The sequence below is a fragment of the Bradyrhizobium sp. th-b2 genome (assembly GCF_000426785.1).
GTDB lineage: Bacteria > Pseudomonadota > Alphaproteobacteria > Rhizobiales > Xanthobacteraceae > Bradyrhizobium > Bradyrhizobium septentrionale.
This window is the reverse complement of sequence record NZ_AUGA01000104.1, coordinates 1-12704: the sequence shown is the minus strand read 5'-3', so window position 1 is coordinate 12704 and position 12704 is coordinate 1. Positions and strand designations below refer to the sequence as shown.

General features: G+C 59.0%; 9 protein-coding genes and 3 pseudogenes. 2 read left to right on the top strand and 10 right to left on the bottom strand.

The features are described 5' to 3' along the window. Positions 1 to 329: 329 nt before the first annotated feature. The 10 genes and pseudogenes from K359_RS60060 to K359_RS55410 all read right to left on the bottom strand — a co-directional run bounded on the left by K359_RS60060 (position 330) and on the right by K359_RS55410 (position 10140). Positions 330 to 524 (bottom strand): 4Fe-4S binding protein, encoded by a 195-nt coding sequence (locus K359_RS60060; protein ID WP_084518765.1) that lies wholly within the window; start codon positions 522 to 524, stop codon positions 330 to 332. Between the two features lie 387 nt (positions 525 to 911). Next, positions 912 to 1124, bottom strand: coding sequence for a hypothetical protein (locus tag K359_RS0143650; protein WP_156929026.1), 213 nt, complete (start codon positions 1122 to 1124; stop codon positions 912 to 914). 131 nt (positions 1125 to 1255) lie between these two features. Further along, a pseudogene (gene ald, locus K359_RS55425) lies at positions 1256 to 2363 on the bottom strand (alanine dehydrogenase). Positions 2364 to 3163: 800 nt separating this feature from the next. Further along, positions 3164 to 4130, bottom strand: a pseudogene (locus tag K359_RS55420) (AIR synthase-related protein). Then, on the bottom strand, positions 4127 to 5269 hold the full coding sequence (gene hypD / locus K359_RS0143630; protein ID WP_029084747.1) for a hydrogenase formation protein HypD: 1143 nt from the start codon (positions 5267 to 5269) through the stop codon (positions 4127 to 4129). Before hypD ends, K359_RS55420 begins: the two are co-directional and overlap by 4 nt. Further along, positions 5266 to 5454 (bottom strand): HypC/HybG/HupF family hydrogenase formation chaperone, encoded by a 189-nt coding sequence (locus K359_RS63755; protein ID WP_234583993.1) that lies wholly within the window; start codon positions 5452 to 5454, stop codon positions 5266 to 5268. The genes hypD and K359_RS63755 overlap by 4 nt, the downstream gene beginning before the upstream one ends. A gap of 75 nt (positions 5455 to 5529) precedes the next feature. Next, a pseudogene (gene hypF, locus K359_RS63750) lies at positions 5530 to 7762 on the bottom strand (carbamoyltransferase HypF); the annotation flags it as partial. After that, positions 7759 to 8712, bottom strand: a complete 954-nt coding sequence (hypB, locus tag K359_RS0143620) for a hydrogenase nickel incorporation protein HypB (RefSeq protein WP_029084746.1) — start codon at positions 8710 to 8712, stop codon at positions 7759 to 7761. The gene hypB and the pseudogene hypF, both read right to left, overlap by 4 nt. After that, positions 8712 to 9053 (bottom strand): hydrogenase maturation nickel metallochaperone HypA, encoded by a 342-nt coding sequence (gene hypA, locus K359_RS0143615; protein ID WP_029084745.1) that lies wholly within the window; start codon positions 9051 to 9053, stop codon positions 8712 to 8714. The genes hypB and hypA overlap by 1 nt, the downstream gene beginning before the upstream one ends. A gap of 73 nt (positions 9054 to 9126) precedes the next feature. Beyond that, the gene (locus K359_RS55410) at positions 9127 to 10140 is read right to left on the bottom strand and encodes a hypothetical protein (RefSeq protein WP_245284908.1); all 1014 of its coding nucleotides are present in this window, start codon (positions 10138 to 10140) and stop codon (positions 9127 to 9129) included. Positions 10141 to 10724: 584 nt separating this feature from the next. Between K359_RS55410 and K359_RS0143605 the strand changes: the two genes are divergently transcribed. Together K359_RS0143605 and K359_RS0143600 are read left to right on the top strand one after the other, a co-directional pair. After that, positions 10725 to 11489, top strand: coding sequence for a hypothetical protein (locus K359_RS0143605; protein ID WP_156929025.1), 765 nt, complete (start codon positions 10725 to 10727; stop codon positions 11487 to 11489). A gap of 7 nt (positions 11490 to 11496) precedes the next feature. Continuing rightward, entirely contained in the window at positions 11497 to 12195 is a 699-nt protein-coding gene (locus K359_RS0143600) for a hypothetical protein (RefSeq protein WP_156929024.1), read from the top strand. Positions 12196 to 12704: the final 509 nt, after the last annotated feature.

The following is a 12704-nucleotide window of genomic DNA, read 5'->3' as shown; positions in this document are numbered from 1 at the left end:
TTCTTTGCAGAGATGAAGCGGACGGTGTCTTCCGACAGCCCCTTCGGGGCCTTGTCGGACTCGATCTGCGTCTCAAACCCATATCGATACTGGTCAACGTCGATGCGCCGGACGCGCTCGACCGTCTCTTCTACAGCTACCATTGCCTGCTCCGCTCGCGCAAAGACAACTCCAACCAGTTCCGGCGCGCCCTCTCCGAACTGATCCCACAAGTTAGGACCACTCGGGGCCAGCGCGTAAGAGAATCGATCGACGAAGCCGGTAGGCTGCCGCTCTCAGTGGTGTCTTCATTCTGTTTCGCGCCGGGGCCCCACTCATCAGCTAATTCCCTATGTCGGCACACAGGTCTCGGGCACCGGGCAAACGACGGCGCACTGCGGCGCGTCAGAATTTCCTTCGCATTGGGTGCACTTGGTCGGATCGATCACATATATGTCGTTCTTCAGGCTAATCGCAGCGTTGGGACATTCGAACTCACACGCACCGCAGACGGTGCACTGGGACGCGATTATCTTGTAGGCCATCACTGCGGTTCCATAAGCAGAAGGTGCGGGACAGCGTCTTGCCTTCAAGTCTCGTGCCAATCAGTCTGGGCTGATTTGCCTCGGCTATCTTCCAGAGCGCATGTCGCCGCCTCGACGGCGTGTCGCAAACTCTACATTCGGAATCATAGTGGCTTGATCTCGGTGCCGTGGCGCGCACGATCAATGACGGCGGTCAGCCAACCACGTGAACTGCGTCCGCCAGCCCTATGGCGCGATCCTTCCCATGGCCGCGGTCACGCGGCTGCGATCGGGTCGCCTCTTCCCGAGTGCTCCGCCGCCAGGTCGGCCGGGCCCCATGTTATTGGTTCTGCTCACCGGAATGGCGGCGGATTCGACTAAAGCGCCACGATGAACAACCGGCGGGGGTTACACCGGCACGACGCACATCTCCACCGCAGAGCCAGAAACTGTCGCGGCGATCGCGCCAGACAAAGTCACTCCGATGATCGCGGCGTTTAGGTGCCGCGGCACCCGCTTTTCAAGCCCCGAAGATGACCGGTAACCTGCATTCATATGCCCTGTACGGGCAAAGGCACATTGCCTCGCATCATGGGGCAACTGAAAGCCAAGCGCGATCATCTGGTGTTCCCCGGCTTCGCTTCGCGTTTCAAACATCCGCCCGCGCTGGTTAGCAAATTGATCGAGCCGAAAAAAACCACCCCGAAGGGTGGCCCAAGTCAGGGAGGAAACGCCCGTAAGGGCCTCTGGGATCAGGCCGCAGCCTGTTCGATCGGTGAGAAAGGCAACCCGAGGCTCTCGGCCACGGCCTTGTAAGTTAGCCGGCCCCGATGGACATTGAGGCCCGCGCGCAGGTGCGGATTTTCGAGCGCGGCGACAAACCCCTTGTTGGCCAGTGCCAAACCAAACGGCAGCGTGGCGTTATTCAGTGCCTGGCTTGAGGTCAGCGGCACGGCGCCGGGCATATTGGCCACGCAATAATGAATGACGCCATCCACTTCGCAGGTTGGATCAGCGTGAGTGGTTGGGTGCGATGTCTCAAAGCAGCCGCCCTGATCGATAGCGACGTCCACGATCACCGCCCTCTTACGCATCGAACTCAGCATACCCCGCCGAACGAGCTTCGGCGCGCTCGCACCTGGAACAAGTACCGCACCAATCACAACATCGGCCGCAAATACCTCTTCCTCCACGGCGTCGATGGTCGAGAATCTGGCCCGAACGCGCCCTTCAAAAAGCTCGTCCAGTTCGCGGAGCCGGGGTATCGAGCGGTCGATGATGGTGACCTCTGCACCCAAACCGATCGCCATGCGCGCCGCGTGCGTACCAACGACGCGACCTCCAATCACCACGATCCGGGCCGGCTGAACACCGGGCACTCCACCGATCAACAGCCCTCGTCCGCCAGCACTACGCCTCAGGGCGCTACCCGCCCCTTCAATCGCAAGCCTATCCGCGACCTCGCTCATAGGCGCCAGCAATGGCCCCTTGCTCATCAGTTACGGTCTCATAGGCGATCTCGGTGCACCCAGATTTTAGGAGCCCCTTGGCCTGCTCGGGGTCCGGGGCCAGATGCAGATAAGTGAAGAGGATCTGGCTCTCCCGCAGCTGGCTCCATTCGGACGGCTGAGGCTCCTTAACCTTTGCGATCATCTCGCTCGACGCGAATACCTCGACTGCGGACGCCAGAATCGTTGCGCCGGCGTTGCGATAATCTTCATCCGTCGCGCCAATGCCCGCGCCAGCATCGGTCTCGATCATCACGCGGTGGCCCGCCGCCACGTATTCGCGGACAGCTCCAGGGGTAAGGCCCACGCGATATTCGTGCGCCTTGATTTCCTTGGGGACTCCGACCTTCATTTGAAAACTGCCTGCCTGGAGCGGCTTTCTAATCGGAAGTACGTAACGATACTGCGACGCGAGCGCCACAATAGCGCAGGAATTCAGCGATCTTTGACCAGCTGCGCAGGATTTCAAACAAGATGCGGCAAGATGCTGAGTGGCTTAGATAACCATACTCGCTGAGCTCAACGATCGAGCCCTCCGCAGCCGACGCGAACAGGCTCTCGACCGCAATGGCACCCGCGCTGAAAAAATCATATAACGGATCCGTGGGCGTCTTGAAAACGTCTACAGAACTACCTTCGCCGCGATGACAGGGTCCTTCCGCTCTGGACCAAACCTATTCTCATCTCATTACCTGCGAATCACGCGTTGGCTATGCACGAGGTCGGCGAATGCACGGACCTCGGTGTCAGTGCCTTCTCCTAAGCCGCCGAGATTCAGGGGAGCAGATCGATGATCTCTTATTTCTAAGCTGCTCTTGTGCGACACTAGGCTACAAACTAAGCGGCGCGACTTGAGCCAAGGCGCTGTAAAGAGCCTCGTAAGAGCGCCTTTCGCCTCACCTTAACCTCGAAGTGTCAAGTGGGGAGCAACGACTTTGGGTGTGCGACGGATGGCGCATGAATAAAACGCTTGGGACTGGGTTCGCGGCTTGGGAATGCCACAAATGAAAATCCAGCCTTGCCGAATTTCTGGAAGAGCGAGCATCACAGTCCGCCAGCTGGGCAGGTCGTAGACTTTAGCTCATTTTTTTGAATGGCTAATAACCGCTGATGCGTGCCCCCTCATGCCCGCCGCAGTTGGGCGTGACATGTTCAACAGATCCGAGGCAATTGTTCGCCCGACAGCCAATCGACAACTCGTCCGCCACCGAAACTGGTCGCCATCTGCACAAACTTGTGATCGTCAGCTACCGCCTCTCCAATATCAGCTGCATCGCACCCGAGCGGATGCGCCTTCATGGCTGCAAGCACAGCATCAGCAGAATCAGGCGCGACGATCGCAACGAGCTTGCCCTCGTTAGCGACATGGATCGGATCAAGCCCAAGGAGTTCGCAGGTCGCCGCAACCGCAGGCTTCACAGGAATGGCGGCTTCCTGCAGACGGAAGCCGAGGCCCGATTGATGCGCAATCTCGTTGAGCGAGGCGGCAAGGCCGCCACGCGTGGGGTCACGCATCACCCGGATACCGCTGCCACCGGCCGCAACCATGACGGCTACGAGGTCGTGCAGCGCGGCTGAATCCGAGCCGATCTCGATTTGAAAGGCGACGTTCTGGCGCCTTGACATGATCGCCACCCCATGATCGCCGAGGCTACCGGACACCAGGACACGGTCGCCAACCCTTGCCTTGTCGGCCGAGAGATCGAGCGCATCGGCCAGGAACGCCGGCGTCGCGCGCCGCTACGCCCATCGAATCCGCAATCGTTTGCAGATCCGAAAATCGGAACCCCTCCTCGATGATAAAGCTAGCCGATAGATAGAGCGGACGCGCGCCGGCCATAGCGACATCATTGATCGTGCCGTTCACAGCGAGTGACCCGATATTGCCGCCAGGAAAGAACAGCGGTGAAACCACATAGCCGTCCGTCGTCATCACCATTCTGCCTGTTGCAACATCAAACGCCGATTGATCATTGCAGCGGGCGAGCCATTCGTTACCGAAGGCTCGGTGAAAAATGTCCGAGATTAGCTGCGCCATGGCACGGCCCCCGGACCCGTGAGAAAGATCAATGCGTCCGTTCTCGACATCAAGTCTGCGTTGATTGGCCTTTACGCTCATGACAACCGTCCCAGCTGATCATCGCGAACTCGGCCATACGTCCAATACGCGGCGCAAGCGCCCTCCGATGAGACCATGCAGGCTCCTATGGGATTTTCCGGCGTGCAAGCAGTTCCAAACAGCTTGCAGTCGACCGGCCGCTTGGCGCCGCGCAGAATTGCGCAGCACTCGCACGCTGGATTGTCAGCGACACGCAGTTCGTGCATCGCAAAACGCGCCTCGGCGTCAAATCTCGCGTATGCCCGCTTCAGCTTCAGTCCGCTTTTGGGTACGAGTCCAAGTCCACGCCATTCGAACTGCTCACGCAGTTCGAATATCTGCGAGACCTCGTCCTTGGCGCGCTGATTGCCTTCGCGCGTAACCGCACGGCTGTATTGATTTTCCACGCCGCAGCGGCCTTCGTTCACTTGCCGCACCAGCATCAGGATCGCCTGCATGACGTCGAGCGGTTCAAATCCCGCGATCACGATCGGCTTACCGAATTGTTCTGCCAGAGGTTCGTAAGGTCGCGTACCGATGATGGTGCTGACATGTGCAGGCCCGACGAAGCCATCAATTGCGCCCCCGCCGATATTGCGGATCTTCGGGTTCTCGAGAATGCTGTGCATGGCGGACGGTGTAAGCACGTGGTTGCAGAACACGCTGAGGCTCTTCAGCCGCTTCTTCTCGGCAATCCGGATCATCACCGCCGTCGGTGGCGTCGTAGTCTCAAATCCAATGGCAAAGAAGACCACGTCCCGGCTCGGCGCCTGTTCGGCGAGCCGAATAGCGTCGATCGTCGAGTAAACCATCCGAATGTCAGCGCCTAGCGCCTTGGCTCCCAGCAATGACTGTCCTTGCGACCCGGGCACGCGCATCAGGTCGCCGTAAACGCACAGGATGACCCCCGGGCGCTCGGCGAGCCGGATCGCCATGTCGATCCGGCTCGCGGGCAGAACGCAGACGGGACAACCAGGCCCGTGGATCATGCGGACGTTCGCGGGCAGCAAGTCCACCAGGCCGTAGCGGGAGATCGCATGTGTGTGTCCGCCGCAGAATTCCATGAACCGATAGGCCCTATGCGGACCAGCTTCGGCGCCAATCGCACGCGCTATTCCCTGCGCCAAGGTCTTGTCGCGAAATTCGTCGGCATATTTCATGATCGGAGTTCCGGTGCTGCACTGCCTAGCTCTTGCAGGAGCTTCAACGTACGCTTGGCTTCGATCGGGTCGATCTTGGCCAGCGCGTAGCCGACATGAACGAGGACCCAGTCGCCGACGTCGAGCTCGTCGATGAGTGCGATCGATATTTCCAGGCTGACGCCATCTATGGATACGATCGCCATGTCGTCGGGAAGCATTTTTGCGATCTTAGCCGGGACCGAAAGACACATATCAGACTGTTCCTTCCAGGGCTGACGCTGTTCAGCAATCCGCAGGGCGGCAATCCACGCCTGGCCAAGGCTCAAACCGCCATCATTGGGAGGTACCTGCCGTGGCATCAGCGGGGTGAGACCGGCGCTGCTGCACCCGCGCGTAATTTGGTCAGCCAGCACCGCGTTCAAAAAGCAGCCGCCGCTTAGGACGACGGTATTGACGCCGGTTGTTCGCGCAAAGCGCGTGACCCAGTCAATGCAAGCGGCGGCGAGAGTGCCATGAAACAGCCCCGCTCCGTCCGTGGCGCCTACGTTGTCTGTAATCAAGTGCTCAAAAAGCGGACGAAGCGACAGCACGCCGCCATCCATCGTCCAGCCGGCATCGAGAATCTCAGTCCGCCGCACCAGCGCCTCGAGCTTCATTGCGGCCTCGCCCTCATAGCTCTGCAAACTCGCAATGCCCAGCAGCGCCGCCGCCGCATCAAACAACCGGCCCGCGCTGGTTGTGATGGTCCCGCCCTGCTGATTTAGCAATGCGCGCACGCGCTCAGACTGGCGTTGCGCTGCAAAGCGATGGCCGATTTCGGTTCCCCTGCCAAGCAACTGCAACATTGCGCTCGCCATGCGCCACGGCTCGCGCGCAGCACGATCTCCACCAGGCATTTGCAGAGGAGCGAAATGTCCGATGCGCCGACACCTCGTTCCTTCGCACAACAACAGCTCGCCACCCCAGTTTCCGCCGTCCGAGCCAAAGCCATGGCCGTCGAGCACCAGGGCAAGCGTAGGTCCCGCATGACCGTGCTCAGCGATGACGGCGGCAGCATGCGCGTGGTGATGCTGGACAGCGACCAGCGCGCGGCCGCTTGCCTCCGCAAAGCGCGTGGACGCCATATTGGGATGCAGATCATGGGCGATGATGGCAGGTTCGACGTCAAGAATCGATGTGAGATGACGAATCGTCTCTTCAAACACACGAATGCTTTCGGCCGTATCGAAATCGCCAATATGCTGGGAGACGAACGCTTCGTTGTTCCGCGTGACGGTGATGGTCGACTTCAACGCACCGCCAACAGCGAGTACGGACGGCACAGATCTCGCAAGCCGGATCGGTTTCTGGAACATAGCCACGGGCGCGACGAATGCGTTGGGGGCGGCCCGCCACAACCGACACGACGGAGTCATCCGCACGCGTTAGGATCTCGCGATCATGGGTCACGACAAGGTCGGCGATTCCCTCAAGCCGCCGCAGCGCCTGCGCGTTGTCGATCAGCAGCGGTTCGCCACAAAGATTGGCACTGGTGGCAACGATGACGGGGCCAGTCCCCACAAGCGATACTCCGGTCGAACGAAGCACCTGAAAGATGAGGTGATGCAGCGGGGCCGCGGGCAGCATGACACCTACCCGCGATAAGCCGGGAGCTATCGCGGGTGCTAAATTATGGCGCGAACGTAGAAGGACGACGGGACGAGCTACGGATTCGAGTAGCGCGAACTCGGGCTCATTCGCTTCCGCGATCTCATTGACCCGCTCTATGGAACCGACCATGACCGCGAATGGCTTCTCAAGACGCCGCTTTCTGCCGCGCAAACGCTGCACCGCGCCCTGGTTGCGCGCGTCGCAAAGCAGCTGGTATCCGCCCAGCCCCTTTATCGCCACGGTTTGGCCCTCGACGATTGCCGCGACAATAGCGTTGATTCCATGGCTGAGCCGTGGGCCGCATGTCGGACACGCGATCGCCTCCGCATGGAACCTGCGACTCGCCGGATCGAGATATTCGCTGACGCAGGCGGCACACAGCCTAAAGGCCTTCATGACCGTGTTTCGGCGATCGTAGGGAAGCTGTTCGGAGATGGTATAGCGCGGGCCGCAATGCGAGCAACTAATGAAGGGATAACGGTAATGGCGACTTTTCGGATCGAACAACTCACTGATGCACAGCTGGCAGGTCGCGGCATCGGCGACGATCCGCGTTGACGACTTGCCACCTTCGCTGGTGCCGATCGAAAAGTCTTTCGCCGCGAGCGCTCCGGTCTCCTGAACGCAGATGTGGTCGATGCATGCCAGTGGTGGTGCTTCAAGCGGCAAAGCGGCGACAAACTCCGACGCACGGTTACCCTCCACCTCGATCGTAACGCCCTCTGGATCATTGACGACAAACCCCGCCAATCCGTACCGCGTGGCCAGGCCATAGACGTAAGGACGAAATCCGACCCCTTGCACGGCTCCGCTCACGCGCACGCGTAGCCGAGTTTGGCCGCAGGTGGGGGCGGCGCTCATCGCCTTGTGTCCCTCTCGGCGAGTCTCTGATGCGCCTGATTGTCGATCCAGGCATAGAGCGCGCCGAAACCCTCGCCAGTACGCGCCGAGACCGTGAGCACTTCGATCCTTGAATTGACGCACCTTGCATACTCGATGGTCTTGCTCACATCGAACTCAAGGAATGATGTCAAATCAATCTTGTTAATCAGCATGAGCGACGAAGCGGCAAACATATCCGGATATTTGAGCGGCTTGTCTTCACCTTCGGGGGTCGATAGCATCACGATCTTGCAGGCTTCGCCTAGGTCGAAGGCTGCGGGACAGACCAGATTACCGACGTTCTCGATGAAGAGAATACCGCGCGTGAGCCGCGGCAAGCGGCGGTAGGCCTCGCCGATCATTGAAGCATCGAGGTGGCACCCCCTGCCGGTATTGACTTGAACAACCGGCACGCCAGCCGCGCGAACGCGTTCGGCATCATTCGAGGTCTGTTGGTCGCCTTCGATGACCCCGATCGGGCGAGTGCGCTTGAGCTCGGACACGGCGCGGACGAGCAGCGACGTTTTGCCTGCACCGGGACTGGACACAAGATTAAACGCCAGCAGGTCATCGGCCACGAAGAGCGCGCGATTATCCGCCGCGATCCTATCGTTCTTGCCAAGTATGTCGCGTCCGACCTGAATGACCCGCTCGCGGTTCGTGTCCGCTACCTTCAAGGTAGCCGCACCGGCCCCGCAGCTCTGAATGGCCTGCCCATCATGAGCCTGCGGATGGCCAGGATGATGATGGCGAGCATGTTCTTGGCGAGCATGGTAGGAATGCAGCAAGCTTTGATCACCATGCACATGGGCGCCGTGGCGATCACCGTCCTGCACACGAGCATGATAGCGCCAGTGGTCTTGCGCATCATGAACTTCGACGCGTCCGGTCGAATACATTCCTTCACTGCAACCGCATACGGTACACATCAATTGACCTCCAGCTCTTTCACGCGCATCTGTTCGCCTGCCGTTATCTGCAACTGATAACTGCCGCAGTAAGGACAACACTCAGCGCGCAGAGCAATTTCGACACTCTTCGAACAGGCCATGCACCAGGCCATGCCAGGCACTTCGATGATTTTAAGAACCGCGCCGTCGGCGACGGTCCGTGTTGCGACAGCTGTGAAGCAGAACTTAATAGCTTCGGGCGCGACATGGCTCAGGGCCCCGATCTCCAGACAGATGCTCCGCACCTGCGAAATCGATCGGCGACGCGCCTCCTCCTCGACAATTTCGATGATGCCCAGACAAAGCGCCATTTCATGCATCGCCAACCTCGCGAAAATTGAGCGTGAACCCGGCGCAAGGATCGAGCGATGCAATCACCGCACGAACCCCTTCCTAATGTGGTCTCGCCGTCAGCACCGCGCCCCGAAGGCCCCGGACAAGTGGTCCGCACCGATGGAAATTCCATTCCGTCGGCGCTAGGAATTCGAAGCGGGATATCCGGCCCCGAGGATCAAGCTCAACCGCGTGATAGAGGCGCCCCCTGGCGCATTCGACTGCTGCCGCTGCACGGCCAGGACCTAGCCTGTAGCTTTCGATGATCCCATGTTCCGCCGACTCGAGATGAGCACCAGCCTCGAGCCAAGCGCACAGCCGAACCATCTCCGTAATTCTGGCCATCAGCCGCTCAACCGCACCCGGCCGGCCCGGCGGAAGCCGATCACGCGTCATTTGGCGCGCCAACGGCCCCGTTTCGGGCGCATGCCCCTCGAGATCCGGACAACAGCAGAACGTGTCGTCGTCCGCGAGTAGCCGTTCAACGATATTGCGGTCGTCGGCAACGGACAGGAACGAGTGCTCGATCGAAATTGACTTCAAGTCGACCTCATCAAGCTCTGCAATGCGAAGCGCGAACGGGCTGCCGGACTTCAGCGCGCCAGCCTCTCTCGTTATGCCGAGCGCGGCCATCGCGGCCCCAATTCGCGCTATTGCTTCGCGTCGAGCAGGGCCGCGGATTGGCTGTTCGCTGCCGATAAACACTGATATTCCGTGCATCACGGATCGAACCGCTGCCGCACTGCCGACGTTCGGCGTAAGATGACCGACAAAGAGGCCACGCAGCAATTCCGCGATACGCTCGGCAACGACCAAGGTAATACGATGCTGCTTTGTCGCGAGGATGATCTCTTCTTCGCGCGCCGCCTCGATCGCGGCCAGTAAGGCAGATTGCTGCGCAGCGGCACATAGCGCGAAGAGCCGCGGCAGCCCCTCAAGCACCGACGAGGCCTGTTTGCCGGCGAACAGCCACGCCAGCGGCGGCCGGGCTCGGGGCACGATCTCGACTGCGGCGATTACGTCGGCAGCAATCGATACGGTGACATCAATCTTGTTGCGGGAGGCGAGGCTCATGGGCGGCGCTCCTCCATCATCTCACGCGACAAATTAGGGCGCTCAGCTGCGGACCCGTTAAATGAGGCGGTCCTTATAGAGAATGGCCCCAGCAACTTGGGGGCCTGTGTAGGGGCAGGCGGTTGCTGGGGCCATCTACCAGCCCGTTTGGTGCGGGCGGGCTAGGTAGTCAGATGAACAAAGCAAATGCAGCAAGGGCGACCGGGCAAATTCCCAGCACGACAATGCCGATGCGAAAGAAAATCTCTGGCATAGAGCAATCCTCCGGTGCTTGCTAAATCAGCACACGGCTCGGCTCTCGTCTGAGTAAAATTGCTCACTTTTCCTCTCTTGCAGGGGAGCGCCCCACTACATCATAAGGATGACAATTAGGATCAGCACGGAAAGTGCAATTGTGGCGCAACCGGCTATCGTTATCCCGTCCCATTTCATGCCGTGAACGCCGAAGGCGTTGCCGCGCCGCTCGTTGATCTACTAGGCCCACGGACAGCCTGCACCTGCTTTGCTAAAAAATCCATCCCCTCCCTTCCAGGGAGGAATTGCGTTCGCCTGCCCGTTGGGGTTGAGTCCGATGGGAGGCCGCAATGGGGCAAAAGAAGATTCGAAAAGCGCGGTTTCTGGCGCTTCATCCGCGCTGCTGTTTTTGCGGGGGCAACGAGCGTACGGCTGACATTGATCACCAGCCGGCTCGCGCCTTGTTTAACGGTCGGGTTGGTCCGGAAGATTTCGAATTTCCTGCCTGTGCCGCGTGCAATCAGAGCAGCCGCCATCATGAGAATGCCATGGCCGTTCTGGTTAGGCTGCGCGACACGCGAGATGACCTCGAAGTTTACCAAGAGGATCTACGGAAATATTTCACCTCGATGGGCAACAACTTCCCAAGCCTGGTGCGCCCGATGACCAGCAACGAGAAGCGCTCGTTTCTGAAAGATGAAGGTGTCCAAAGACCGCCAGGGTATGTGCTCAGCGACCTGAAGATGGTTACTGGCAGCGACTTTGCCATTGACGCCATTGAGAACGTCTTCAGGAAATTGTTAGTCGCCTTGCACTACAAGCATTCTGGCAGGATCGCGGCTGCGGGAGCAGCAGTGACTCTTGTCTGGTTTACGAATGCCTATGCTGACCGGGCGAAAGAAATCGAGCAGTTCATCTCGGCGTTAATGGCCGAGGAATCGTCAAAAGAGGCAATCAAGATCTCTCTGATCAGTTCATATACAAATATGGCGTTGACCACGCGGAGGAGTTCTCAGCCTTCGCTTTTGCGTTTCGAAACTCGCTCATTGCAATGGGTTCTGTCTGGAGCAGCAGCGAGGCCGTCGCTAAGGTCGAAAACCTGGGATCAAATATAGATGCAACATGCGCGCTATTCTCATGGCAGAGGCATCATCTCCACTGCGGGTTCAATCGCGCAAGGGCTTAGAACATGATGCAGGGCGAGACGGATGGCTAGAACAGATCTTCTCCATGGCAATCACTGGCTATAAGCTAAGTCAGATCGTCGAGCATGCCTTTAAGAATATCACGCTTGTCATTTTCAACTATGACCGGTGCATCGAGCATTATCTCTTCTGGTCACTTCGGCGACTTGAGGTCACGTTACCCGATGCACAAGCTGCGATAGAGAATCTGAACATCATTCGGCCTTATGGAGGGCTAGGACCAATATTTCGGGATTCAGGAAGCAATCTCGTCTTCGGCGCGGCGCCGCAAAACAACTTATGGGGTCAAATTGATAGAATTCGTACTCTCACCGACAATGAGGTGATGCATGACCCGCAAAAGTTTTCTGCAGCGTGGGAAGCTGCTCAGCTGGTGATTTATCTTGGGTTTGGATTTCATCCACAGAACATGAGCCTACTGGCAAACCACAGTTTACAGCAGCGACGCGCCGTTAAAGTGCTCGCCACTACGGTCGGCATGCCTCCGTCTTCAGAGCTACGGACATCCCTCGCTAACGTCGCGATGACGACTGAACCAAAGGTCGAATTGCACGATATGACAGCCTCAAAGCTTTTGTCCGATCTTCGTTGGAGAATTAACTCGTTCGTCGGGTAAAGCGTGCAAGAAGGCACGCGTTTGCCGTCCGGCCCGGTCAGCAGATTCCCATGTCCTGATACTCGAGCGGCCGATTGAAGTTGCTGTTACTCACCACCGGGGCCCCCACCAGGCTCCGAGAACGTCAGCGCCACTGCGTCACCCTCGTCCGGGCTCGGCATCCCGCGCTTGCGCATGTCATCCTTGCTCTCGAGCATCAGGCGGCCGTCGCTGGTACTCGCGCTTGAAGTAATCGCCTCGATCTGCGCAGATATTGCATCAAGGAGATCTGGCCTCCTCGATCCGTCACAATCCGACTATCGATCAGCTTGTAGTGGAAAAGCGGCACAGGACTGGCGCTGCAATTCCGGTGCCGACCTAGCCTGCAAAGCCTGGAGAGTCCGAGAGTCCCCGACCTAGCCCGTCTTATTCGTCAGAGGGCGCCTGAGAGGCTGGCGAGCGTGGTGTAAAGCGCTAATGCGGCGTAGGATTCGGTTGCAAAGCCAACCCCATCACCTTCAGCCGCGAAC